Annotated in this window: 22 protein-coding genes and 1 tRNA gene; 9 read left to right on the top strand and 14 right to left on the bottom strand. The window is 65.0% G+C overall.

Annotated elements, in window-relative coordinates:
• The first annotated feature begins 32 nt into the window (after positions 1-32).
• Complete coding sequence (locus V6B08_RS03305) at positions 33-3,197, top strand: methyl-accepting chemotaxis protein (RefSeq protein ID WP_341978080.1); 3,165 nt, start codon at positions 33-35, stop codon at positions 3,195-3,197.
• A gap of 85 nt (positions 3,198-3,282) precedes the next feature.
• On the opposite strand, the gene V6B08_RS03300 is transcribed toward V6B08_RS03305, so the two are convergent.
• From V6B08_RS03300 to mnmG, 8 genes are all read right to left on the bottom strand, one after another.
• On the bottom strand, positions 3,283-4,224 hold the full coding sequence (locus V6B08_RS03300) for an alpha-E domain-containing protein (RefSeq protein ID WP_341978078.1): 942 nt from the start codon (positions 4,222-4,224) through the stop codon (positions 3,283-3,285).
• Positions 4,225-4,227: 3 nt separating this feature from the next.
• Positions 4,228-5,706 carry a circularly permuted type 2 ATP-grasp protein gene (locus V6B08_RS03295; RefSeq protein ID WP_341978076.1) on the bottom strand — a complete coding sequence of 493 codons (1,479 nt, stop codon included), beginning with the start codon at positions 5,704-5,706 and terminating at the stop codon, positions 4,228-4,230.
• 148 nt (positions 5,707-5,854) lie between these two features.
• A complete protein-coding gene (locus V6B08_RS03290; RefSeq protein WP_440588791.1) occupies positions 5,855-7,237 on the bottom strand; it encodes an ammonium transporter in 1,383 nt (460 codons plus the stop codon).
• A 378-nt stretch (positions 7,238-7,615) separates the two neighbouring features.
• A complete protein-coding gene (locus tag V6B08_RS03285) occupies positions 7,616-8,239 on the bottom strand; it encodes a hypothetical protein (RefSeq protein WP_341978074.1) in 624 nt (207 codons plus the stop codon).
• Positions 8,239-9,201, bottom strand: coding sequence for a ParB/RepB/Spo0J family partition protein (locus tag V6B08_RS03280; RefSeq protein WP_341978072.1), 963 nt, complete (start codon positions 9,199-9,201; stop codon positions 8,239-8,241). The genes V6B08_RS03285 and V6B08_RS03280 overlap by 1 nt, the downstream gene beginning before the upstream one ends.
• 19 nt (positions 9,202-9,220) lie before the next feature.
• Positions 9,221-10,069 carry a ParA family protein gene (locus V6B08_RS03275; protein ID WP_341978069.1) on the bottom strand — a complete coding sequence of 283 codons (849 nt, stop codon included), beginning with the start codon at positions 10,067-10,069 and terminating at the stop codon, positions 9,221-9,223.
• On the bottom strand, positions 10,066-10,758 hold the full coding sequence (gene rsmG, locus V6B08_RS03270) for a 16S rRNA (guanine(527)-N(7))-methyltransferase RsmG (protein ID WP_341978067.1): 693 nt from the start codon (positions 10,756-10,758) through the stop codon (positions 10,066-10,068). The genes V6B08_RS03275 and rsmG overlap by 4 nt, the downstream gene beginning before the upstream one ends.
• Before the next feature lie 359 nt (positions 10,759-11,117).
• Positions 11,118-13,016 carry a tRNA uridine-5-carboxymethylaminomethyl(34) synthesis enzyme MnmG gene (mnmG, locus tag V6B08_RS03265; RefSeq protein WP_341978065.1) on the bottom strand — a complete coding sequence of 633 codons (1,899 nt, stop codon included), beginning with the start codon at positions 13,014-13,016 and terminating at the stop codon, positions 11,118-11,120.
• 425 nt (positions 13,017-13,441) lie between these two features.
• On the opposite strand from mnmG, the gene V6B08_RS03260 reads away from it, so the two are divergent.
• Both V6B08_RS03260 and V6B08_RS03255 read left to right on the top strand, forming a co-directional pair.
• Positions 13,442-14,209, top strand: a complete 768-nt coding sequence (locus tag V6B08_RS03260; protein ID WP_341978063.1) for an MOSC domain-containing protein — start codon at positions 13,442-13,444, stop codon at positions 14,207-14,209.
• Positions 14,210-14,293: 84 nt separating this feature from the next.
• Positions 14,294-14,554: a hypothetical protein gene (locus tag V6B08_RS03255; protein ID WP_341978061.1), complete on the top strand. Its 261-nt coding sequence runs from the start codon at positions 14,294-14,296 to the stop codon at positions 14,552-14,554.
• Here V6B08_RS03255 and V6B08_RS03250 read toward each other — a convergent pair whose 3' ends face one another.
• From V6B08_RS03250 to V6B08_RS03235, 4 genes are read right to left on the bottom strand one after another with little or no spacing between them, the layout of a single operon-like run.
• Entirely contained in the window at positions 14,555-15,097 is a 543-nt protein-coding gene (locus V6B08_RS03250; RefSeq protein WP_341978059.1) for a GNAT family N-acetyltransferase, read from the bottom strand.
• Between the two features lie 15 nt (positions 15,098-15,112).
• Positions 15,113-16,468 (bottom strand): tRNA uridine-5-carboxymethylaminomethyl(34) synthesis GTPase MnmE, encoded by a 1,356-nt coding sequence (mnmE, locus tag V6B08_RS03245; RefSeq protein WP_341981569.1) that lies wholly within the window; start codon positions 16,466-16,468, stop codon positions 15,113-15,115.
• Between the two features lie 42 nt (positions 16,469-16,510).
• On the bottom strand, positions 16,511-16,888 hold the full coding sequence (locus tag V6B08_RS03240; protein WP_341978057.1) for a (2Fe-2S) ferredoxin domain-containing protein: 378 nt from the start codon (positions 16,886-16,888) through the stop codon (positions 16,511-16,513).
• 40 nt (positions 16,889-16,928) lie between these two features.
• Positions 16,929-17,183, bottom strand: coding sequence for a DUF6489 family protein (locus tag V6B08_RS03235; RefSeq protein ID WP_341978055.1), 255 nt, complete (start codon positions 17,181-17,183; stop codon positions 16,929-16,931).
• 62 nt (positions 17,184-17,245) lie between these two features.
• On the opposite strand from V6B08_RS03235, the gene V6B08_RS03230 reads away from it, so the two are divergent.
• The 5 genes from V6B08_RS03230 to V6B08_RS03210 are packed head-to-tail and all read left to right on the top strand — an operon-like array spanning position 17,246 to position 21,350.
• Entirely contained in the window at positions 17,246-19,342 is a 2,097-nt protein-coding gene (locus V6B08_RS03230) for a thioredoxin domain-containing protein (protein ID WP_341978053.1), read from the top strand.
• Between the two features lie 43 nt (positions 19,343-19,385).
• The gene (locus tag V6B08_RS03225; protein ID WP_341978051.1) at positions 19,386-19,631 is read left to right on the top strand and encodes a type II toxin-antitoxin system CcdA family antitoxin; all 246 of its coding nucleotides are present in this window, start codon (positions 19,386-19,388) and stop codon (positions 19,629-19,631) included.
• Positions 19,631-19,939: a CcdB family protein gene (locus V6B08_RS03220; protein WP_341978049.1), complete on the top strand. Its 309-nt coding sequence runs from the start codon at positions 19,631-19,633 to the stop codon at positions 19,937-19,939. Before V6B08_RS03225 ends, V6B08_RS03220 begins: the two co-directional genes overlap by 1 nt.
• Positions 19,939-20,583, top strand: a complete 645-nt coding sequence (locus V6B08_RS03215; protein ID WP_341978047.1) for a TetR/AcrR family transcriptional regulator — start codon at positions 19,939-19,941, stop codon at positions 20,581-20,583. Before V6B08_RS03220 ends, V6B08_RS03215 begins: the two co-directional genes overlap by 1 nt.
• Positions 20,574-21,350, top strand: coding sequence for an alpha/beta hydrolase (locus V6B08_RS03210; RefSeq protein WP_341978045.1), 777 nt, complete (start codon positions 20,574-20,576; stop codon positions 21,348-21,350). Before V6B08_RS03215 ends, V6B08_RS03210 begins: the two co-directional genes overlap by 10 nt.
• A gap of 30 nt (positions 21,351-21,380) precedes the next feature.
• On the opposite strand, the gene V6B08_RS03205 is transcribed toward V6B08_RS03210, so the two are convergent.
• Both V6B08_RS03205 and V6B08_RS03200 read right to left on the bottom strand, forming a co-directional pair.
• Positions 21,381-22,061 carry a hypothetical protein gene (locus V6B08_RS03205; RefSeq protein ID WP_341978043.1) on the bottom strand — a complete coding sequence of 227 codons (681 nt, stop codon included), beginning with the start codon at positions 22,059-22,061 and terminating at the stop codon, positions 21,381-21,383.
• 19 nt (positions 22,062-22,080) lie between these two features.
• Positions 22,081-22,164 (bottom strand) — tRNA-Leu (locus V6B08_RS03200).
• Positions 22,165-22,243: 79 nt separating this feature from the next.
• Here V6B08_RS03200 and V6B08_RS03195 point away from each other — a divergent pair.
• Positions 22,244-23,410: an acyltransferase family protein gene (locus V6B08_RS03195; protein WP_341978041.1), complete on the top strand. Its 1,167-nt coding sequence runs from the start codon at positions 22,244-22,246 to the stop codon at positions 23,408-23,410.
• Positions 23,411-23,439: the final 29 nt, after the last annotated feature.

Genomic DNA, 23,439 nt, shown 5'->3' with positions numbered 1-23,439 from the left:
GGCCAGGGCAGAGATTCTGATGGAGCGGTATGATGACGGTTAAACTTGGTATACGCGGCAAGATCGTTGCCGCCCTGGTAGCTTTCGCGGTGGTGCCGATGCTGGTGCTGTCGGGCGTCATCTACTACCAGTTCGGCAAGTTCCGCCAGGACGCGGTGAATGAATTCGCTGCCATGGCGGTAAATGTCTCCGACGTGATCGACCGCAACCTGTTCGAACGCTATGGCGACGTGCAGGCCTTCGGCTACAACACCGCCGCCATGGACCCGGCCAACTGGGGCCAGCCCGGCGAGAAGAACCCGCTGGTGCAGGCCATGGACCGCTACATGGCGAATTACGGCGTCTATAAGCTGATGCTGCTGGTATCGCCGGATGGCAAGGTGCTGGCGGTGAACAGCAAGGATGCCGCCGGCAAGCCGCTCAACACCGCGGCGCTCTACCAGGGCAACTACGCCAATGCCGCCTGGCTGCGCGATGCCCTGGCCGGCAAGTTCCTGGTCGGCAAGGATGGCTTCACCGGCAGCGTGGTGGAACAGCCCACCCGCCATCCGGAACTCAGCACGCTTTATGCTGGCGATGATTACGCCATGATCTTCGCCGCCCCGGTGCAGGATACCGACGGCAAGACCGTGGCGGTATGGGCGAATTTCGCTGACATGGCGCTGGTGGAAGACATCGCGGAAGCGGCGCATAAGCAATTCGAAATCGCCGGCAACGACAATACCTCGATCACCATTCTGGACCCCAAGGGCACCATATTGGTGGATTACGACCCCGCCCTGCTGCAGAACCACAAGTACAAGCGCGACTTCAATGTCATCGGCAAGCTGAATCTGGCCGAGGGCGGTCTTGTGGCGGCACGCGAGGCCGTGGCCGGCCGCAATGGCGGCATGGAAGGCAAGCATCTCCGTACCGGCGTTGCGCAGGTAGTCGGCTACTTCCATTCCAGCGGCGCCTATGGCTATCCCGGCCTCGGCTGGTCGATCCTGGTGCGGGTGCCGACCAAGCAGGCCTTTGATACGCTCTATGAGGTCGAGTTTGAAATGCTGATCGTGCTGGCCCTGGCGCTGCTTGGCGCGCTGGTGATCGGCCAGCCCTATGGCAATGCCTTCGCCCGCCCGATCCTGCGCCTGGCCAATGCCATGAGCGAACTTTCCGCCGGCAAGGTGGATATCGACACCAAGGGCGCCGAGCGCAGCGATGAAATCGGCGCCGCCTTGCGCGAAGTGCTGACGGTGCGCGACCGTATCGTCACCGGGCTGCAGACCAAGGAGACGTTGAACAGCCTGACCAACCCGGTGATCCTGGCCGACGAGCAGGGCAGGCTGGTCTTCCTCAACAATGCCGCGATGCGCGTGTTCGGCGAGGCAGCCGCAGCGATCCGCCGCGAGATTCCGGGCTTCGATGCCGCCGCTCTGCTGGGCGCGCCAATCGATACGTTGCTGCGCGATCCAGCCTTGCAGCAGCGCCAGCTCGGCACGCTCGCCGCGCCGCTGGCCGGCAATCTCAAGCTCGGCGGCCTGTCGTTTGAACTGACCGCGGTGCCGGTCTTCGATGCCACTGGCAAGCGGCTTGGTGCCGCCGTGGAATGGAAGAACGTGACTGAACTGCTGATGGTGCAGCATGAAGTGGCTGGCTTGGTGCAGGCGGCGCAGCAGGGTGATTTCAGCCAGCGCGTCAATCTCGACGGCAAGACCGGCTTCATGCGCGACATTGCCGGCGGCGTGAACGGCATGGTGGATACCATGGCCCGCGCCGTGAACGACATCGACGGCGTGATGGATGCGCTCGCCCATGGTCGCCTCAGCCAGCGCATGACCGGCCAGTATGACGGCCAGCTCAAGCGGCTGCAGGAAAACTGCAACGCCACCATCGACAAGCTGAACGACATCACCGGCAAGATCGGTATTGCCGCCGGCAACGTGAACAACTCAGCCGGCGAAATCGCCACCGGCACCCAGGACCTGGCGCAGCGCACCGAAAGCCAGGCGGCAACGCTGGAGCAATCGGCCGCCGCGATGCAGCAGGTGACCGAGACGGTGCGCCAGACCGCCGAGAATGCCCAGGCCGCCGATCATCGCGCCGCCGCCGCCCGCGACATTGCCGCCAAGGGCGGTGTGGTGGTGAGCAGCGCCATGAAGGCGATGGGCGAGATCGAAAGCGGCGCCCAGCGCATCGCCGAGATCATGACCCTGATCGACGAGATCGCCTTCCAGACCAACCTGCTGGCGCTGAACGCTTCCGTGGAAGCGGCCCGCGCTGGCGAGGCCGGCAAGGGTTTCGCCGTGGTGGCGCAGGAAGTGCGCAGCCTAGCGCAGCGCTCGGCGGGCGCTTCCAAGGACATCAAGGCGCTGATCCAGAATTCCAACGCCCAGGTGAAAACCGGCGTCGACCTGGTGGGCCAGACCGGCAAGGCGCTGGAGGAAATCGTCGGCGCCATCAAGCAGGCCTCCGACCTGGTGGCGGAAATCGCCGCGGCCAGCGGCGAGCAGGCCCGCGCCATGCAGGAACTCAACACCGCGATCCTGAACATGGACGAGATGACCCAGCGCAACGGTGCCCTGGTGGAAGAGACCAGCGCCGCGACGCAGAACCTGGCCTTCCAGGCCAACGAACTGGCCGACCTGGTCGGCTTCTTCGACCGCGGCGGCGCCGCGCTGTCCGAACGTCGCCGCGACAGCCGCTTCGATCTCGGCCCGAGCGATGTCATCGAGACCGGCGGCCGCAGCTACCGGGCGCGCAACTGGAGCCAGTTCGGCATGCTGTTCGGCCCGGTGGAACCGACACCGGCACTGGGCACCAGGCTGTCGCTCAAGGCAGCGCTGCAAAGCGTCGGCATGAATTTCAGCGCCGAGGCAACCGTGGTGCGGCTGGAAGACAACATGGTGGCGGTGCGCTACTTCGCGGAAGATAGCGCCAAGGCCCAGGTGGCGCGTCATTTCGCCGGCATGGAGATGGCGACGACCCGCGAGGCGCCGCGCGCCGCACCGAAGCCGGCCCCGGCTGCGGCCAAGCCGGCTGCAGCCAAGCCGGTTGCCGCCAAGCCTGCGGCAACAAAGCCGACTGCCGCCGCACCCAAGCCGGCAGCGCCCAAGCCGGCGGCAGCCACACCGGCACCGCAAAAGCTGCTGCGCCCGGCACCCGCCGGCGCCACGCCAGCCAAGCGCGACGATGACGATGATTGGAAGGAATTCTGATCCGGCGCCGCATCCCGGCAGATAAACAAAACCGCCGCTCGTTGGAGCGGCGGTTTTGTTTATTGCCTGAACCGACGCTTCAAGCTCACGCCGTGTGCATGAAATCCTGGGCGATCATGCTGCCGAGTTCGATATTCTGGTCGATTGCCTCGGTGAGATATTCGTGCAGGCCCTTGGCGACGATTTCATCAATCGTGCCATAGCGCAGCTTCATCAGCAGGCGTTCGGCCAGCCGCACGGATTCGTAGTCGCGCCGGTAATGCACGCGCAGATGCTGCATGATCTCGACGATTTCTGAGAAGCAGTTATGCAGGCTGCGCGGCATGTCGTCGCGCAGGATCAGCAATTCGGCGACGCGCAACGGCGTGATGCTGTCGCGGTAGATCTGGCGGTAGATGCGGAAGGACGATACCGAGCGCAGCAGGGCGCCCCACTGATAGTAATCCACCGCGCCGCCGACATCGCGCGGGCTGGGCAGCAGGATGTGGTATTTCACATCGAGAATACGCGCCGTCGAATCCGCGCGCTCAATCAGCGTGCCCAAGCGCATGAAACGATACGCATCGCCGCGCTGCATGGTGCCTTCGGCGACGCCACGGAAGAGATGCGAGCGGTCGCGCACCCAGTCGAAGAAGCCACGCAGGCCGTCGGCCTCCACCTTGTCGAGCGTCAGCGTGCGCATTTCCAGCCAGGCGGCGTTGATGCTTTCCCAGGCTTCGTTGGTGATCTGCGCCCGCATGGCGCGGGCATTCTCGCGCGCGCCCTTGAGGCAGGCGGCGATGGAGGAGGGGTTGTCCGGCGCGAAGGCCAGGAAGTCGATCACCGCGCGCGGCGTGGCGGTGCCGCCGCGCAGCGCAAAGGGCTTGTCGGCGCCGGCGATGATCAGCGCCGCATCCCACTGGTTCATGCCGGTATCGGCACCCATCAGCGACATGCGGTGTGTCACATCGAGCAGGCGCGCCATGTTCTCGGCGCGCTCGACGTAGCGCATCATCCAGTAGAGATTGTCGGCGGCGCGGCTCAGCATGGCTCAAGCCCCCGCTGTCTGCGACTGTGATTGCGACGGGCCCGGTTCCTCGGGCATCACCTCGCCGGGCAGCGGTTCCAGCACCCAGGTATCCTTGGTGCCGCCGCCCTGGCTGGAATTCACCACCAGCGAGCCTTCGCGCAAGGCGACGCGGGTCAGCCCGCCCGGCACGATGCGCGTGGTGTTGCCCGACAGCACGAAGGGCCGCAGATCGACATGGCGCGGCGCCAGGCCGCTTTCGACGAAAGTCGGGCAGGTGGAGAGCGCCAGGGTCGGCTGCGCGATATAGGCTTCAGGCTTGGCGATGATCTTGGCGCGGAAGGCCTCGATCTCGGCCTTGGTGGCGCGCGGGCCGACCAGCATGCCGTAGCCGCCGGAGCCATGCACTTCCTTCACCACCAGCTCGTCGAGATGCTCGAGCGTGTATTTCAGGTCATCCGGCCGGCGCAGGATATGGGTCGGCACATTGGCCAAAGTCGGTTCTTCGCCCAAGTAAAAGCGCACCATGTCCGGCACATAGGGATAGACCGACTTGTCGTCGGCGACGCCGGTGCCGACCGCGTTGGTGACGGTGATGTTGCCGGCCTTGTAGGCGGCGAACAGGCCCGGCACGCCGATCATCGAATCCTTGCGGAAGGCCTGGGGATCGAGGAAGGAATCATCGAGGCGGCGGTAAAGCACGTCGACGCGCTTGAGGCCACCGACCATGCGCATGTAGACGATGCCGTCCTTGACCACGAGATCCGAGCCTTCCACCAGCTCGATGCCCATCTGCTCGGCGAGGAAGACATGCTCGAAATAGGCTGAATTGTAGACGCCGGGCGTGAGCAGCGCGACGGTGGGTTCGTCATTGCAGTTCGGCGGCGCGCATTCGCGCAGGGTTTGCAGCAGCGCATCGGCGTAATGGCCCACCGGTGCAACGCGCACCTGGGCGAAAAGATCGGGGAAGAGGCGCATCATCGCCTCGCGGTTTTCCAGCATGTAGCTGACGCCGCTGGGCGTGCGGGCATTGTCTTCCAGCACGAAGAAATCGTTTTCGCCGGTGCGCACCACATCGATGCCGGCGATATGGGTGTAGATGCCATGCGGCACGCGGAAGCCGGCCATGGCACCGGTGAACTGCTCGTTGCCGAGGATCAGGTCGGCCGGAATTTTGCCCGCCCGGATGATCTCCTGCTCATGGTAGATATCGTGCAGGAAGGCGTTCAGCGCCTTGACGCGCTGCTCAAGCCCGCGCTTCAGCCGCGCCCATTCGGAAGCAGCCAGGATGCGCGGCACGATATCGAAGGGGATCAGGCGTTCGGTATCGCCGCCTTCGCCATAGACCGCGAAGGTGATGCCGAGGCGGCGGAACAGCGTGTCGGCTTCGTGGCGGCGCTTCGCCGGCACATCGGCGGGCACGTTCTTGAGCCACCGGGAATAGCCTTGGTAGGGGATGCGGACCGCGCCACTGGCGTCGGTCATTTCATCGAAAGCGGGCATCGCTTATCCCCCGAAATCTATTTGCTGGCGACCAGAGTAGGGGATTGGCCTGAGGGCGGAAAGTAAAAAACCGCGCATGGGGAAGCGAAAAAGATGCAGCCCGGGCCGACGGGTGGGTGTGTCGGTCCGGGCTGCAAGTGTGCGCGTCTTATTGCACCGTCTCGCCGTGCAAGTTGAGATCGAGGCCGTCACGTTCGGTGGCCTCGTCGACGCGCAGACCGATGGTCCAATCGACGATCTTGAGGATGATCAGGGTCACAACCGCGGTGAACACGATGGTGATGACCACACCGTAGATCTGGGTGAGCACCTGGCCGCCATTGCCGTCCAGCAGGCCCAGCGGGGCGTCCTTGCCGGCAATCGCCGCCTTGGCGAACACACCGGTGAGCACCGCGCCGACGATGCCGCCGACACCATGGACGCCGAAGGCATCAAGGCTGTCGTCGTAGCCCAGCGCGTTCTTGATGCTGGTGGCGGCGACGAAGCAGACCACGCCGGAGATCAGGCCGATGATGAGCGAGCCCATCGGATCGACGAAACCGGCAGCCGGGGTGATGGCAACAAGGCCGGCAACGGCACCCGAGATGATGCCGAGCACGCTGGGCTTGCCGCGGGCAATCCACTCCGCGAACATCCAGGCGAGCGCCGCAGCGGCGGTGGCGATCTGGGTGACCAGCATGGCCATGCCGGCATTGACGTTGGCACCGGCGGCGGAACCGGCGTTGAAGCCGAACCAGCCAACCCACAGCAGGCTGGCGCCGATGATCGACAGCGTCAGGTTATGCGGCGCGTGGCTGGACTTGCCATGGCCCATGCGCTTGCCGATGACCAAGCAGGCAACCAGGCCGGCGATGCCAGCGTTGATATGCACCACGGTGCCGCCAGCGAAGTCGAGCACGCCCATTTCGCCCATCAGACCGCCGCCCCACACCATATGGGCAACCGGGGCATAGACGAAGATCAGCCACAGGCCGATGAACCACAGCATCGCCGAGAACTTCATGCGGTCGGCGAAAGCACCGGTGATCAGCGCCGGGGTGATGATGGCGAAGGTGAGCTGGAAGGTGAGGAACACCGATTCCGGGATGGTCTTGGCCAGATCGTTGACGCTGTCGATGGCGATGCCGGACAGGAACAGGTTGCCGAAGCCGCCGATGATGGCGTTGCCCGGCGAGAAGGCCAGGCTGTAGCCGATGATCATCCACAGCACGGTCACCAGGCAGGTGATGGCGAAGGACTGCATCATGATGGTGAGCACGTTCATCTTGCGGACCATGCCGCCGTAGAACAGCGCCAGGCCGGGGATGGTCATCAGCAACACCAGGGCGGTGGAGGTGAGCATCCAGGCGGTATCGCCGGTATCAAGCTTCGGCGCGGCGGCAGCTTCGGCAGCGGCCGGCGCGGCGGCCTGGGCGAAAGCATGGAACGGCAGCAGCGCAAACATGGCGGCGAGCGCCAGCAGCAGCCAGCCGAGCTGGCGGCCGTAAGTCTGAGGGACGGCGGGCATCGCCGTTACGGAAAGACGTGGCATTGTCGATAACCTCCTGCTTGGTGACCCGCACCACCTGCCGGTCGCCGCCCGGCACAACTTCCGGACCGGCCGACCCACCCTGGTACGCGCCTCGGGATTCAGGTTTACAAGAACCGTGCCACTTGGCCGCAATGCAACAAAACCGGATTCAGCGTCGATTCGCCCCTGAATCACGCTGTCATTGCAGGCAGGGGTACGAGCCTGTGCCTAAAATAACGCCATTCAGCATGCAAATGCCAATGGAATAGGCGGTATTATGGCGATTGTTTGGCGCTGCCTGCGCCGGAGTCGGTGCCGGGAGGGGTGGAAATCGTGCCAAATTTCTGGCCTGGCTTCCTCGCCGGGCCGGGGTTCCGGCCAGAAGCTGCCTCCGGGGACTTATGCCCTGGGGCTGAGGCCGATCAGCGCCAGATGCTTGGGGCGGTAGCCATCCGGCACGCCATCGGCCTGGGCATGGCGGCCAATCAGCCACAGCAGGTCATCCATGCTGAGCGGCAGGCTGTCATCGCCCGACTGGATGATCGGCAGGCCGTAATCCTCTATATCGCCGAGATCCAACTCCACCGCTTCCGCCATCCAGGCATTTTCCGGCACCAAAGCGATCCAGGCCATGATGCCGTCGCGGTAGAGGCACAAGGTCGGCCGCCCAACCTGGAACAATTCACCGCGATAGGCACCGACATATTGCCACGGGATCAGCCCCAGCCCGGTGCTGCGGTCCTCGAAGCCGGTGCGCGACAGCACCAGCGCCGGGCCGCCCTCGCGCAGCCGGCGGCGCAGGCATTGCGCATGGCCATGCAGCGCACGGGAACGCAGCGGGCGTTCGTAGGGCGGCAACAAGGCCATCCAATCTTCCGAGACCAGACGGAAGATATATGCGATGAGCGAAGTGAAGGTCATCAGCCGCATCACCGCATACTCGACCCACAGCCGGCGCCGCTTGTCATAGATGCGGATCTCGCCCTTGGCTGGATCGATCTCGATCTCGCGCCGGCGCAGCATTATCTCCGGCTGAGCTTCTTCGCCAGGTCGTCGAGCTGTTCGAGGCGGCGGTAGTTGATGATCAAGCGGCCGCTCTCGCTGTCATCGCCGACCTCGACCTCGACGACGAGGCCGAGCGCTTGGCTCAGAGAGCGCTCGAAAGCGAGCGTATCGGCATCCTTCTTTTTCGGCGTAGTGGGCGAAGACGACGACGAACTGCCGCCGGCCTTCGGCGGCTTCGGCGCGGCACTAGCACCACCGACCGCCTTGCCGATTTTCGCCATGTTCTCGGCCTGGCGCGCGGTGAGTTTGCCGTCCGCGATCTGCAGAGCCAGGTCGGCGGCCTGCGGATGCTCAATCAAAGGCCGCGCCTGGCCGGCGGTCAGCCTGCCGTCGATGATCAGTCTGATCACGCTTTCCGGCAGCTTCAGCAGGCGCAGCGTGTTGGCGACATGCGGCCGGCTCTTGCCGATGGCATCGGCGATTGCCTCGGCGCTGTAGCCGAATTCATCGGTGAGGCGGCGATAGGCCTGCGCCTCTTCCATGGGGTTGAGGTCCTGGCGCTGCACATTCTCGATGATGCCGATTTCCAGTGCCTGACGGTCGTCGATCTCCTTGACCACCGCCGGCACATGATGGAGCTGCGCCATCTGCGAGGCGCGCCAGCGCCGCTCGCCAGCGATGATCTCATACATGCCGGCCTTGGTCGTGGAGCGCCGCACCACCAAAGGCTGCAGCACGCCGCGCTCGCGGATCGAGGCGGCGAGCGAGGCCAGCGCCTCGGCATTGAACATCATGCGTGGCTGATACGGGTTCGGCATCAACTGCTCGATCGGCAGCTCGCGCAAACCGCCGCGCGGCGCTGCATCTGCCGGCGCGCCGGTGGCGCCGCCATCGCCCATCAGCGCGGCGAGGCCACGCCCTAAGCCACGCTTGGCGGCCCCTGCCGCATCGGCCGGCCGCTTCTTCGGATCATCTATCATACTCTACTCCGGCGCCGCGTCAGGCAGCGTCACGCAGGGCCTGTTCGCGGCGGATCACTTCGCGCGCCAGGCTCATGTAAGCCGTGCTGCCGGGGCAGCGGAAATCATAGATCAGCGCCGGCACGCCAAAGCTCGGCGCTTCCGAGATGCGGACATTGCGCGGGATCACGGTGTCGTAGACCTTCTCGCCGAGGAAGCCGCGCACATCGGCGGCGACCTGTTCGGAGAGATTGTTGCGCTTGTCGAACATGGTCAGCACCACGCCCTGCACTTCCAGCGCCGGGTTCAGCGCGCCACGCACGCGCTCGACCGTGCGCAGCAACTGGCTCAGCCCTTCCAGCGCGAAGAACTCGCATTGCAGCGGCACCAGCACTGCATCCGCCGCCGCCATGGCATTGACGGTGAGCAGCGTCAAAGACGGCGGGCAGTCGATCAGCACATGGTCGTAATCGAGCGCATCACCAGCGGCGTCGAGCGCATCGGCCAGGCGATGCTGGCGGCGGTCGAGGTCGATCAGTTCCAGTTCGGCGCCGGACAGATCGACGGTCGCCGGCACGATGAAAAGATTCGGCACCTTGGTCTCGTGCACGGCTTCTTCCAGCGTCGCCTCGCCCATCAGCACCTGATAGGTGCCGGCGCCGCGCTCCTCATGGCTCAGGCCCAGACCGGTGGAGGCGTTGCCCTGCGGGTCGCTGTCGATCAGCAGCACGCGCTCGCCGACGGCGGCCAAAGCGGTGGCGAGGTTGATGGCGGTGGTGGTCTTACCCACGCCGCCCTTCTGGTTGGCGATGGCGAGCACGCGGGCATGACGGATGCCGGCCGTAAGTTCGGGCGGATATTCCTGCGTATGTTCGTGTTCCGTACTCATCGCGCCACCAAGCCCCTGAAACGGAGTATCCTGCCCTCGCCGTCGCTCTGGCTTGGGAAAGCCTCTTGTAAAGATACCTTCCAGGATTTGAGCGCAAGCGTCAATTCATCCTCGGCCTGCCGGCCCTTGGGAAACAGCAGCACAGTCTCCGGCCCGGCGAAACGCGCGGCCCAGGCAAAAAGCTGCTCCAGTGGCGCCAGCGCGCGGGCCGAGATGACGCCGATCTCGCTGCCTAATGTTTCCCGTGGAACCGCCTCGATACGCTCACTGCGCACCGTGACGCTGACATCCATCAGCCGCGCCGTCTCGCGCAGGAACACCGCCTTGCGGGTGTCGCTTTCCACCAGGATCACGTTCTCGCGGCCCAAAGCTGCCACCACCAGGCCGGGGAAGCCGGCGCCAGAGCCGAGATCGAGCCAGGTGCCGCCCGCCCCTTCGGCCAGCGGCAGCACTTGCGCGGAATCGAGGAAATGCCGGCGCCACAGATCCGGCAGCGTGTTCGGCGCCACCAGGTTGATCGCCTTCTGCCATTTGGCGAGCTGGGCGGCATAGATTTCAAGGCGGGCCAGGGCAGCATCGCTACAGCCGCTGGCGGCCTGGAATTCAGCAGCCTGGAAATGGGTGGGGCTCATGGCAGCAATATAGACGCGGGCAAGGCCGGTAGGGTCAAGGGCTGCTTTATAGATCACGTCATCGCCGGGCTTGACCCGGCGATCTCAGGCCAAGTGGCGAGAGACCCCCGGATCAAGTCCGGGGGTGACGAACATCGGATTGAGAGGCGCTGTTTCACGTGAAACAGGAAAGCTGTTTCTGGGCCGGGACTTCGCTGCCGAAACCGCTGTTTCACGTGAAACAGCCAGGAGCGGCCGCCCCCTTCTCCCTTTCGTCACCCCCGCGCAGGCGGGGGTCCCATTTGTCTTATTGGAAATGGGATTCCCTGTAAGCGCGCGAACGCCTAACGGCGTTCGTGGGCGCACAGGCCCGAAGGGCTGGCGCGGAAATGACAAGGAAGTGGCTAAGAGAAAGACCGCAACCGGCCCTGAAACCCTTACGCCACGCGGCGGGCGCGCTTCTTCACATGGCCCAGCAGGGTGATGAGGGCGGCCGGCGTCACGCCGGAGATGCGACCGGCCTGGCCGAGCGTGGCCGGGCGGGCGGCTTTCAGCTTCAGGCGGACTTCGGCGGAGAGGCCGCCGATGGCGTCGTAATCCAGGTCCACCGGCAGGGAGAGGCTTTCATCCTTGCGGAAGGCCAGGATATCGGCCTCCTGGCGCTCCATATAGCCGGCATAGCGGGCATCGATCTCGATCTGCTCGACGATATGGGGCGAAAGCCCAGCCAATTCCGGCCAGACAGCGGCCAGGCGCGGCATGTCGATGCCGGGATAGCCGAGCAATTGCAGCACCGAACGCGGCTGGCCGTCCTGGTTTACCGGGATTCCGTGCTTGTTCAGCGCCGCCGGGGTCATTTTCAGGCTGTTGACCAGGTGACGGGCTGCCGAAAGCGCTTCGGCCTTGGCGGTGAAGGCCGTTTCACGTGAAACACCGATGCAGCCGATGGCCAGGCCCAGCGGGGTCAGGCGCTGGTCGGCATTATCGGCGCGAAGCGACAGGCGGTATTCCGCCCGGCTGGTGAACATGCGGTAGGGCTCGCGGGTGCCAAGCGTCACCAGGTCGTCAACCAGCACGCCGATATAGGCGTCGGCGCGGTCGAGGATGAAGGGTTCAGGGGCACCACCTGCGGCCCCCATTTTACCAGCAGACAGGGCCGCGTTCAGGCCGGCGATCAGGCCCTGGGCGGCCGCTTCCTCATAACCGGTGGTGCCGTTGATCTGGCCGGCGAAATAGAGCCCCTTCTGGCGCTTGGTCTCGAGCGAGGGCAGCAATTCGCGCGGATCGACGAAATCATACTCGATGGCATAGCCCGGCCGCAGCATCACGGCGTTTTCCAGGCCCGGAATGGTTTTCAGCAGGCCAAGCTGCACATCGCGCGGCAGCGAGGTGGAAATGCCGTTCGGGTAGATGGTCGGGTCGTCCAGGCCTTCCGGCTCCAGGAAGATCTGATGGCGCTGTTTCTCGTGAAACCGCACCACCTTGTCCTCGATGGACGGGCAATAGCGCGGCCCGGTGCCCTCGATCTGGCCGGAATACATCGGCGCCCGGTGCAGATTGGCCCGGATCAGCTCGTGGCCGGCTTCCGAGGTATAGGTGATGCCGCATTCGATCTGCGGCACGGTGATCTTATCGGTGAGGAAGCTGAACGGCACCGGCGGATCGTCAGCGGCCTGCATTTCCAGGCCGGACCAGTCGATGGTGCGGCCATCGAGGCGCGGCGGCGTGCCGGTTTTCAGCCGGCCCAGCGGGAAGCCGAGCCGCGCCAGGGTCTTGGACAGGCCCAGCGACGGCGCCTCCCCTACCCGGCCGGCGGGGATTTTCTCCTCGCCAATATGGATCAGGCCGGAAAGAAATGTCCCGGTGGTGAGGATCACCCGAGGCGCGGCGATGAACTGACCCTTTCCCGTGAAACCTGGTCCCGTGAAAACGCCCTTCAGCTCGCCATCCTCGATGCAGAGGTCTTCCACAGCAGCGGCGCGGCACTCGAGATTCGGCTGCTCGGCCAGGATCGCCTGCATCGCCTGGCGATAGAGCTTGCGGTCGGCCTGGGTGCGCGGGCCGCGCACGGCGGGGCCCTTGGAGCGGTTGAGCAGCCGGAACTGGATGCCGGCGCGGTCGGCGGCCCGGCCCATCACGCCGTCCAAAGCGTCGATTTCCCGCACCAGATGCCCCTTCGCCAGGCCGCCAATGGCCGGGTTGCAGGACATCTCGCCGATGGTCTCCAGCTTGTGGGTCAGCAGCAGGGTGCGGGCGCCCAGGCGGGCCGAGGCGGCAGCCGCCTCGCAGCCGGCATGGCCGCCGCCGATCACGATGACATCATAAGACTCGCTCATGGGCGCGGGTTCTATCCCCCGCTTTATCCCCCGTCAAAAGGAATCGGTGTTTCACGTGAAACAGCATTCTCATGTCGTCATGCCCGGACTTGATCCGGGCATCTCATAGGGAAGGTTCTGCAAGAGACCCCCGGGTCAAGCCCGGGGGTGACGATGTACTCTAGAGGGCGTCATTCCCGCGCAAGCGGGAATCCCATTTTGCAGACACTGAAATGGGACCCCCGCCTTCGCGGGGGTGACGACGTGGTGAAGTAAGCTGTCTGCCTCTGTTTCACGTGAAACACACCCCATTTCGGTACATATAATGAACAAATAGTATTAATTCGTCTTTTGTTCTTACTTGCACCCATACATATCTCCGATTGACGAAAATTGGCGAGCGCGGGCATGGTCGCGCCCAGCCACTACCGCCGGGACCGTTCGCCATGACCGACAGCATCCGCCTCGCCCATATCAGCCGCTATCCGGTGAAGGGCCTCGACGAGCAGAGCCTTGAAGCCGCCGACTTGAGCGTCGGCGCCGCCCTGCCCGGCGACCGCCGCTTCGCCATTGCCCATGGCGCCTCGGCTTATGACGCGGCGCAGCCCGGCTGGCAGAAGAAGGCGCATTTCCTCAATTGGGCGCGCACGCCGGCGATTGCCGCGATCCGCGCGCGCTATGCCGACAACGGCCATGTCGTGTCCCTGAGCGAGAATGGCGCTGAGCTGCTACGCGACGCCGATCTCACCACGGAGGCCGGCCGCGCCGCGCTTTGCGATGTGCTGCTGAAAAGACTGCCGCAGGAATCGCGCGGCAAACTCACCGTCGCGGAAGCGCCCGGGGTTTCTTTCAGCGATGTCGAGCCGAAATTCCTCTCGATCCAGAACCGCGCCAGCCTGGATGCCATCGGCAGCTTTGCCGGCATGGCCTTCGACCAGCGCCGCATGCGCGGCAACCTGCTGCTCGATGGCGTTGCGCCCTGGGCTGAGATGGACTGGGTCGGCAAACGCATCCGTGTCGGCGAAGCCGAATTGGAGATAGTCGAGATCATCGGCCGCTGCCCCGCCACCACGCTCGATCCGCTGAACGGCGCGCGCAACCTGCCCACCCTCGACATCCTCAACCGTGAATACGGCCACCAGGATTGCGGCCTCTATGCCAAGGTAGTGGCGGGCGGCACGATCCGCGTCGGCGACGCCGTCAGCCTGCGCTAGGCGCATATAAAGCTTCGGTAAAGCCCCTTGCGGCGCGGCCCGGCGCGGCGCCATGCTGCGGCAACTTTCGCCGGAGACCATCCCATGCGCCTTTCCCGCCGCGCCTTCCTCACCGCTTCCGCCGGCACCACAATCGGCACGGCTGTCGGCATCGGCGGCACTGCGCTGCTGCTGCCGGAAACCGCTGCGGCCTGCGCCGCGCTGCATGAGGCGGTGGCGGCGGACATGCTGCGGCTGAAAAAGGATGTACAGCTTGCCGGCAACAATGTGCTGTCGAATCTGCGCGACATGGCCTGCCCTTGCTGCGGCGAGCCCTTCGCGCTGTTAAAGGATTTCGAGATCTGATCAGCCGGCACTAAGCCGAGCATAGACGGCGCTGTCGCGCCACTGGCCGCGCAGCCGCAGATTTTCCTTCAAGATACCTTCGCGCGCGAAGCCGCCGGCTTCCGCCAGCGCGATGCCGGCCTTGTTCTCGGCATCGATCAGCGCGCTCAGGCGATGCAGGCCCAGCGCGTCGAAACCGAAATCGACCAGCGCCGCCAGCGCCTCCTTGGCGAAGCCCTGGCGCCAATGGTCGCTGTCCAGCGACACCGCCAGCGAGGCATTGGCATGCTCGCGGCTCTGGATGCTGAGCCGCGCGGTGCCGATCAGCAAACCAGTGTCGCGGGCCTCGATGGCGAAATGCCAGTCGGCGGTATCAGTCATGGCCTGCGCCTGCAGCCGCGCCTCGAGATAGGCCTCGATCAATTCCGCCACGGGCTCCGGCCCCGGCAGGTAGCGCCAGAAGGCAGGGCGCAGCGCGAAGCTTTGCAGATAAGCCAGGTCATCAGGCTTGAACGCCCGCAGGCTCAGCCGCGCCGTATCGAGATGGGGGTAGTCGCTATCCATGGCTGACAAGCAGTATCACTTCCCGATGCAGAAATCCCGGAACACGATGTCGAGGATGTCCTCGACGCCGACGCTGCCGGTGATGCGGCCCAGGGCGCGGGCAGCGAGGCGCAGATCCTCGGCGGCGAGTTCGGCATCGCCGTTGTTGGCCAGGAAGCGCGCCAGCGACGCATGGCAATGTTCCAACGCCTCGCGGTGGCGCGCGCGGGTCAGGGTGGCATTGCCCCCCTGACCATGCTGCCGTCCGTAACGCGCGGCGATCTCGGCGCCGAGAGATTTGAGCAGCTCATCCAGGCCGGCGCCCGTCGCCACCGAGAGCGGCAGCACAGGCCGGCCCTGGTAGCGGGCGCCTGGGGGCAGCGGCGCGGCATCGATCTTGTTGGCGATCAGCAGCGTGTCGGCATCGAGCAAAGCAGCCGTGGCTGGCGGCAGCGTGGGCCAGCTGGCCGCGTCGATCACCAGCAGTTTCAGGTCGGCGCTTTCGGCCCGCGCCAGGGCGCGGCGCACGCCTTCGCTCTCGATGCGGTCGGCGGTTTCGCGCAGGCCCGCCGTATCGGCCAGCACCACCGGATAGCCGCCGAGATCGAGATGCACTTCGACGATGTCGCGCGTGGTGCCGGCGATGTCGGAGACGATGGCCGCCTCGCGCCGTGCCAGGGCATTCAGCAGGCTCGACTTGCCGACATTCGGCGCGCCGAGAATGACGACGCCGATGCCGTCGCGCAGCCGTTCGCCGCGCCGGTTGTCGGCGAGATGCGCGCCGATCGCGGCCTGCAGCGCGCGCATCTGCGGTGCCACGGCTGCGGTGACGCCTTCGGGCAGGTCTTCCTCGGGGAAATCGATATCGGCTTCGAGATGCGCCAGCGCGCGCAGCAGATCCTGGCGCCAAGTCTCGTAAAGCCGGCCCAACTCGCCCTGCATCTGGGCCAGGCCCTGGCGGCGCTGGGCTTCGGTCTCGGCATCGATCAGGTCGGCGATGGCCTCGGCCTGGGTGAGGTCGAGCTTAGCGTTAGCGAAGGCGCGGCGGCTGAATTCGCCGGGCTCGGCCAGCCGCAGGCCAGGCCGGGCGCGGAGGGAAGCGAACAGAGCCGCCAGCACGGCGCGGCCGCCATGGATATGGAACTCGGCGACATCCTCGCCGGTGAAGCTGGCCGGGCCGGGGAACCACAGCACCAGGGCGTCGTCCAGGATTTCGCCCGCCCCATTATCCGAGGGAGCGCCCCGCAGCAGGGCGCGGGCGGCCTGGCGCGGCGGCGGCAATCTGCCGGCCAGGGCCTCGAGCGCCGGGCCGGCGCCGGGGCCGGAGAGCCGCACCACCGCCACCCCCGCCCGCCCGGGGGCGCTGGAAAGGGCGTAGATCGTATCGGCCATCGCCGGGCCGGAAGCGGGGCCGGGGCCTGCCATGGTGGGGCGTTATTTCTTCTTGGCCGTGTGGTCCGGGCCGTCTTCCGGCCGCAGCATCAGGCGCGCGACCCGGCCACCCTGGCGCACATGCACCTCCAGGATTTCGTCGATATCGGCGAAAGTCTCGGCGCGGTACCAGATGCCTTCGGGATAGATCACCACGGTGGGGCCGACCTCGCAGCGTTCCAGGCAGCCGGCATTGTTCACCCGCACCCCGTCCGCCAGGTCCAGGCCCATCTCCTTGGCCCGCGCCTTCATGTAGTTGCGCAGCTTTTCCGAGCCCTTGCGGCCGCAGGAACCACGCGGATGGTTCTCCGGCCGCTCGTTGGTGCAGACGAAAATATGGGCGCGGAAAAATGCCGCCGGATCGCCGGGAAGCTGGGTCATGCCGTTGGACTCGCTATTAAATCTTGCCGTCGCCGGCGGGTTACTTCTTGCCGTTGCTGGGCGTCGTGGCGGTGGTGAATTGTGACAGGAAGAAACGCTGGATCTGCTCCATGCTCTGCAACCCGAGCGGCGCCCAGGTCTTGAGCAGCTCGTTGGGGTCCATGGCATTGAGCGAATTCATCACCCGTTCCTGCATCTGCGCCATCACCGCCTCCTGCAGCGGCTGCACATCGGGCAGGCCCAGGAAGGCACGGGCTTCCTCTGGCGTGCAGTCCACGTTCACTGTTATCTTCATCCGGCTCTCCTCTGCTGCAAGAACATCAACCCGGCCAAAGGCATAACAGAGGCATACCTAGCATGACCGATGCCCCGTTGTCAGGTGACCCGCTGTCGAGTAGTGATGCGGTGCTGCTGGCCAGCCGCAACAACCTCGACCGCGCCGCCTCGCCCTATCTGCAGCAGCATAAGGACAATCCGGTCCACTGGCAGCCCTGGGGTCCGGCGGCGCTGGCGGCGGCGCGGGCGCAGAACAAGCCGATCCTGCTCAGCGTGGGCTATGCCGCCTGCCATTGGTGCCATGTCATGGCGCATGAGAGTTTCGAGAATCCCGACATCGCCGCGCTGATGAATCAGCTCTACGTCAATATCAAGGTCGACCGCGAGGAACGGCCGGATATCGACACGCTGTACATGAACGCGCTGCATCTGCTCGGCGAGCATGGCGGCTGGCCGCTCACCATGTTTCTCACGCCGGAAGCCGAACCCTTCTGGGGCGGCACGTATTTTCCGCCCGAACCGCGCTATGGCCGTGCCGGTTTCCCGGATGTGCTGCGCCGCGTCTCGGAAGCCTATCACACCAAGCCTGATGCCATTGCCAAGAACAAGACCATGCTGGTGCAGGGCCTGCGCCAGATGGCGCGGCCGCAGGCGATGGAAAGCATCGGCATCGACGGCGCCATTCTCGATCAGGTGGCCGAGCAGTTGCTGAGCCATGTCGATCCAGTGCAGGGCGGCCTGGGCGGCGCGCCGAAATTTCCGCAGAGCGGCATCTTCGAGGCGATCTGGCGCGCTTACCTGCGCAGCGCGCGGCCGGATTATTCGGCGGCCGTGATCACCACCGCCGTGCGCATGGCGCAGGGCGGCATCTACGATCACCTGGGCGGCGGCTTCGCGCGCTATTCCGTGGATGCGGAATGGCTGGCACCGCATTTCGAGAAGATGCTCTACGACAATGCGCAGCTCATCGAGCATTTCGCGCTGATCGAGGCCGAGACCCATGATCCGCTGCTGCGCCAGCGCATCGAGGAAACGGTGCAGTGGCTCGAACGCGAAATGATCGCGGAAGGCGGTGGTTTTGCTGCCACCCAGGATGCGGATTCGGAAGGCGAGGAAGGCAAGTTCTACGTCTGGCAGAAGGCCGAGATCGACGCGCTGCTTGGGCCTGACGCGGCCTTCTTCAACGAACATTACGATGTCGAGGATGCGGGCAACTGGGAGCACAAGGTGATCCTGCGCCGCTCGCTCAAGCCCGACCTGCTCGATGCAGCCGGCGAAGCACGGCTGAAAAATTGCCGCGAGAAACTCTTCGCCGCGCGCGAGCAGCGCATCAAGCCGGGTTGGGACGACAAGGTGCTGGCCGACTGGAACGGCCTGATGATTGCGTCGCTCGCCGCGCTGTCGCGGCAATACAAGCGGCCCGACTGGCTGGCCCTGGCGGAACGCGCCTGGGGTTTCGTCACCACCACGATGGCGGTGGGCGATAACCGGCTCGGCCATTCCTGGCGCCAGGACCAACTGATCTATCCCGGCATGCTCGACGATTATGCCGCCATGACCAAGGCGGCCTTGGCGCTCTATGAAGCCACCGGCAACCCGGCCTATCTCGAACAGGCGAAACGCTGGCTCGGCACGCTGCAGGCGGATTATGCCGATGCCGTGCATGGCGGCTTCTTCCTCACCGCCCGCGATGCCGAAACCCTGGTGGCGCGCAGCCGCGTGATCGCCGATAACGCCACGCCGTCGGGCAATGGCCTGCTGGTCGGGATCTTCGCGCGGCTGTGGTATCTCACCGGCGACGTCGCCTGGCGCGAGGCCTGCGAAACCCAGCTCGGCGCCTTCTCCGGCGAAGCGACGCGCAACTTCTTCCCGCTCGCCAGCTTCCTCAATGGCGCCGACCTCTATGCCCATGCGGTGCAGGTCACCATCCTCGGTCATCGCGGCGAACCTGCTACCGAAAAACTGATCGATGTCGCCTATTCGCTGTCGCTGCCGAACCGCGTGCTGCTGGTGGCCGATCCGGCCAAGCCGCTGCCGGAAAGCCACCCGGCCCATGGCAAGACGCAAATCGGCAACCTGCCCACCGCCTATGTCTGCGTCGGCCAGACCTGCGGCCTGCCAGTGACGCTCGCCGATGAACTGGTGGCGCAGCTGCGGGCGACGCGGGAGATTCACTAAATTCCGGCTCGACGCGCATGAGTTATGCGCATAGTCTATGCGCATGAACGCGCCACCCCGCATCCCGGCCCGCCGCAAAGCCACCAATCTCTCGCTGCCGACCGACCTGGTTGCCGAGGCCAAGGCGCTGGGCCTCAGCGTGTCGCAGATCGCCGAGCGGGCGCTGGCCGAAGCCGTGCGCCAGGCCAAGGCGGAAGCCTGGCTGGCCGAGAACCGCCAGGCCATCGAGGCCTATAACGCCAAGGTGGCTGAACACGGCATGTTCAACGACGACCTGCGCCAGCTCTGATGGCGCAATTTGATGTCCACAAGCTGCCCTCGCCGCGCGTGCCGGGCCGCCTGCTGCTGGATGTACAGAGCGACCATCTCGACCTGCTGGCCAGCCGCCTTGTGATCCCGCTGGTCCCGGAGCGCCTCTATGGCGAGCCGATGGCGCGGCTGAACCCGGCTTTCAGCATCGGCGGCAGCCGTTATGTGCTGGTGACCCAAGAGGCGACCTCGGTGCCGAAAACCATGCTGGCGCCGCCTTTGGCCTCGCTTAAAGCCGAGCGGGATGCCATCCTGGGGGCGCTGGACTTGCTGATCATCGGGTATTGATGGCCACCCCGGACACGAAGACCGAGAACCGCGCGCAATTGCGCGACCTGAAGCGCCGCCAGATCCTGGACGCCGCCAAGCGCATTTTTGCCGAGCATGGCCTGGAAGCCGCCACCATGCGCGAGATCGCCGCCGCCGCCGGCTGCACCACTGGCGCGATCTATCCGCTGTTTCCGGCCAAGGAAGAAATCTACGCCGCCTTGCTGCGGGAATCCCTGGAGAATGTCGAGGCCGCGGTGCTCAGCAGCCTGGCCCAGGTGCGCCAGGATGGCGAGAAGCTGAAAGCCGCCGCCCATGCCTGGTTCGACTATTACGCCGCCAGGCCGGCGGAAGTGTCGCTCGGGCTCTACCTTTTCCGCTCCGACAGCCGCCCTGGCCTGGCCCGCCAGGGATTGGGCCGCGATATCGACCGCGAGCTGAACGACCGCCTGCGCCAGAGCCTGGAAGGCTTCGCCGCCTGCCTGCGCCGACTGGGCCAGCTTTCCGACAGCCTGACCGAGATCGAGACCGCCAGCCTGTTCGCGCATCTGCTCGGGCTGCTCACCGCGCATCATACCGGGCGGCTGAAGCCGCTCGGCCAGGAAGCGCCGGCTTTGCTGGACCACCATCTCGATGCGCTGATCGCGCGGCTGCAATGGGAATAAAGCTGGTAACACTGTTATCGGTTTTGCTGCTGGCACCGGCAGCCCAGGCCGTCGAGCGCGTCATCGACCTTACCCCGCGCCCCGGCGCCGTGCTGCGCCTGCTCGCCGACCAGCCGGCAGCTGCTGCAAAAGGCACCGTGATCCTGCTCGCCGGCGGCAACGGCATCCTCGATCTCTCACCCGAAGGCAAAATCGGCGGGCTTGGCGGCAACCAGTTGATCCGCAGCCGGCAAGCCTACGTCGCTGCCGGCTATGCCTATCTGGCGCCCGATATAGCCAGCGACCTGAAAGGCCAGAACGGCTATCGCTACAAGCCGGAATTCGCCAGCGACATGGCCCTGGTGGTGGCGGAAGCGCGGAAACTCGGCCTGCCGGTGCATGCTGTCGGCACCAGCCGCGGCGCCGTCTCGGTGGCGGCGCTGTTCAACGCCACCCGGCCGGAGCGGCCCGATAGCGCTGTTATCACCTCGGGCATGCTGATCAGCCAGAAGATTCCGGCTGCCGACACGCTCGGCCCGAGCCAGATCCGCGTGCCGGTATTGCTGCTGCACCACCGCGACGATGCCTGCGCCGTCACCCCGCCGAGCGATGGCCCGCGCTACAAGGCTTTGCTGATCAATGCGCCGCGCGTCGATATCGAGGTTATCAGCGGTGGCGCGGCACCTAAGGGCGACCCCTGCGAAGCAGCACATTACCACGGCTTCTGGGGCATGGATGGCGATGTGGTGAAGGCCATCACCACCTGGCTCGATGGGATAAAGCCGTAACTTCGTTATATTTTAGTAACCTCGTTATATTCAAACTGGATTGCGGTGGCTGCCACGATACATGTGGTAAATCCCGTCACAGGTAATGCGGCAGGTGGAACGTATCCGGCCACGATACTCATGCAACAGGCCAAAGCTTATCTGGAGCGGCTCGCCGACCTCGAACGGCCAGCCATAGGCCAAGCGCCGGGCCTTCTCGCGCTGGGTTTCCGTACAGTGCAGAACCCCGTGAGCGATCGCATTCCGCACCTGGGCGACCTCCACCATGCCGGCCACCCCCTGGTAAACCATGGACCAGTCCTGGCCGCAGCCGCGCAACACTTGTGTCATCCAGGCATCAATCCCGCCCTCGAGTCGCCGGGAATTGACATGCTGAAGCTCTGCCTCGCTCAGTTTTCCAGAGAGCAAATCCCATCGCCGGGTTTCAACGATATGTGAAACCAGCTTCGCATGTGTCTCCAGCAGAGCGAAAGATCGTAGGAAAATAAGCGTCCAGAACAGGTCTGTATCGGCCATCGCCTCGCGATGCCGGAGTAATGACGTGGTGTACTCACCGCCCGAATCCGCCTCGGCTATGCTTGTCTCGCCGCCAGCCATCATACGCTCAGCGCGCGCCACTTCCTCCCGGAAGGCAATACGCCCGCCCCATTGCAGCCGCGTCAATGCCGCCCATTCGCGCCAAATCGGCGCAGAAAGCCAAGTATCTGCCATATGCCTATAACCGCTGGAATGGTGCGGACGACGGGACTCGAACCCGTATGCCAGAGGCGAGGGTTTTTAAGACCCTTGCGTATACCTATTTCGCCACGCCCGCGAAAACCAACCTTGAAGCTACGCCAATAGTTTATCATACCGGACCCTGGAGAGAAATCCGCAACCGGATATCAAAAGCCATGCTTGTCCCCCAACCGCCGAACGCAGCCCCTGCTTCAGCCCCGCCGGCTTCAGAACGCCGCCTCGATATCGACAATCTGCGCAGCCTGGCGGTTTTGCTGCTGCTGGTGTTTCACACCGCTCGGCTTTTCAACATCGAGCCGTGGCATATCAAGGACCCGCAATACACAGCGGTGGCCGATACCATCGTGCGGGCGCTGAACCAGTGGCATATGCCGATACTTTTCCTGCTCGCCGGCATGAGTCTGGCCTATGCCCTGGCGAAACGCTCGAAGCGCCAGATCGCCATGGAACGGCTTAAGCGCCTGCTGCTGCCGCTGGCTTTCGGCATGCTGGTGATCGTGCCGCCGCAAGTCTATGTCGAGCGGATTTCGCCGCAGATCCCGAACCGCCAGAGCCCGCTGAATTTCGACGGCAGCTATTGGGATTTCCTGCCCCATATCACCCAATGCTGCTATCCGGCGGGGAATTTCTCCTGGCACCATCTTTGGTTCGTCGCTTATCTGCTGTTCTATTCCCTGCTCGCCTTGCCGCTGATCGCGGCCCTGAACAAGGGCCGGGGGGAAAAGCTCGCCGCCTGGTTTGCCGAGGGCTATCGCCCCTTCCTGCTCGGCCTGCCGGTGGTGCTGGGGGAATGGCTGCTGCGGCCGCTCTTCCCCAGCACCCATGATCTGGCCACCGACTGGGCCAACCACGCGCATTACTTCTATCTGGTACTGCTCGGCTGGCTGATCGCCGCCCATCCCCGGCTGGAACAGGCGATCCATGGCCTGCTGCGTCAGGCCGCCCTGGTGGCTGCCGCCTGTACTTTGCTCTGGCTGGCCGCCCTCGACCGCCAGATCATTCTGCCGCAACCCTGGCCGCGCCTGCTGCGGCTGATCGGGGAGGTCGGCTGGCTCTTCATGCTGCTGGGCTGGGGGGCGCTGAAATTGAACCTGCCGCTGCGCTGGCTCGGCGATTTCAGCCGCTATTCCTATGCCTTCTACATCTTCCATCAGACCGTGATCATCCTGCTCGGCTGGTGGCTGCTCTCCTGGGCCGCCTGGTGGCCGCTGAAATTCCTGGTGGTGATGATCACTGCCGGCGCAATTTCTTACGGCTTGAGTAACGCCGCCGATAGCAACCCGGTCACGCGCCTGCTGCTGGGCCTGGGGCCGAAGCGGTGACGGCATGAAAAAAGCCGGCGGTTTGACCC

The organism is Ferrovibrio sp. MS7, from assembly GCF_038404985.1.
Lineage (GTDB): Bacteria > Pseudomonadota > Alphaproteobacteria > Ferrovibrionales > Ferrovibrionaceae > Ferrovibrio > Ferrovibrio plantarum.
The sequence above is the reverse complement of the archived record's forward strand: the minus strand, read 5'-3'. Positions and strand labels throughout refer to the sequence as shown.

Coding starts and splice junctions, on each gene's coding strand:
- V6B08_RS03305 (WP_341978080.1), top strand. CDS start 33: ATGACGGTTAAACTTGGTATACGCGGCAAGATCGTTGCCGCCCTGGTA.
- V6B08_RS03300 (WP_341978078.1), bottom strand. CDS start 4,224: ATGCTGAGCCGCGCCGCCGACAATCTCTACTGGATGATGCGCTACGTC.
- V6B08_RS03295 (WP_341978076.1), bottom strand. CDS start 5,706: ATGCCCGCTTTCGATGAAATGACCGACGCCAGTGGCGCGGTCCGCATC.
- V6B08_RS03290 (WP_440588791.1), bottom strand. CDS start 7,237: ATGCCACGTCTTTCCGTAACGGCGATGCCCGCCGTCCCTCAGACTTAC.
- V6B08_RS03285 (WP_341978074.1), bottom strand. CDS start 8,239: ATGCTGCGCCGGCGCGAGATCGAGATCGATCCAGCCAAGGGCGAGATC.
- V6B08_RS03280 (WP_341978072.1), bottom strand. CDS start 9,201: ATGATAGATGATCCGAAGAAGCGGCCGGCCGATGCGGCAGGGGCCGCC.
- V6B08_RS03275 (WP_341978069.1), bottom strand. CDS start 10,069: ATGAGTACGGAACACGAACATACGCAGGAATATCCGCCCGAACTTACG.
- mnmG (WP_341978065.1), bottom strand. CDS start 13,016: ATGAGCGAGTCTTATGATGTCATCGTGATCGGCGGCGGCCATGCCGGC.
- V6B08_RS03260 (WP_341978063.1), top strand. CDS start 13,442: ATGACCGACAGCATCCGCCTCGCCCATATCAGCCGCTATCCGGTGAAG.
- V6B08_RS03255 (WP_341978061.1), top strand. CDS start 14,294: ATGCGCCTTTCCCGCCGCGCCTTCCTCACCGCTTCCGCCGGCACCACA.
- V6B08_RS03250 (WP_341978059.1), bottom strand. CDS start 15,097: ATGGATAGCGACTACCCCCATCTCGATACGGCGCGGCTGAGCCTGCGG.
- mnmE (WP_341981569.1), bottom strand. CDS start 16,468: ATGGCCGATACGATCTACGCCCTTTCCAGCGCCCCCGGGCGGGCGGGG.
- V6B08_RS03240 (WP_341978057.1), bottom strand. CDS start 16,888: ATGACCCAGCTTCCCGGCGATCCGGCGGCATTTTTCCGCGCCCATATT.
- V6B08_RS03235 (WP_341978055.1), bottom strand. CDS start 17,183: ATGAAGATAACAGTGAACGTGGACTGCACGCCAGAGGAAGCCCGTGCC.
- V6B08_RS03230 (WP_341978053.1), top strand. CDS start 17,246: ATGACCGATGCCCCGTTGTCAGGTGACCCGCTGTCGAGTAGTGATGCG.
- V6B08_RS03225 (WP_341978051.1), top strand. CDS start 19,386: ATGAACGCGCCACCCCGCATCCCGGCCCGCCGCAAAGCCACCAATCTC.
- V6B08_RS03220 (WP_341978049.1), top strand. CDS start 19,631: ATGGCGCAATTTGATGTCCACAAGCTGCCCTCGCCGCGCGTGCCGGGC.
- V6B08_RS03215 (WP_341978047.1), top strand. CDS start 19,939: ATGGCCACCCCGGACACGAAGACCGAGAACCGCGCGCAATTGCGCGAC.
- V6B08_RS03210 (WP_341978045.1), top strand. CDS start 20,574: ATGGGAATAAAGCTGGTAACACTGTTATCGGTTTTGCTGCTGGCACCG.
- V6B08_RS03205 (WP_341978043.1), bottom strand. CDS start 22,061: ATGGCAGATACTTGGCTTTCTGCGCCGATTTGGCGCGAATGGGCGGCA.
- V6B08_RS03195 (WP_341978041.1), top strand. CDS start 22,244: ATGCTTGTCCCCCAACCGCCGAACGCAGCCCCTGCTTCAGCCCCGCCG.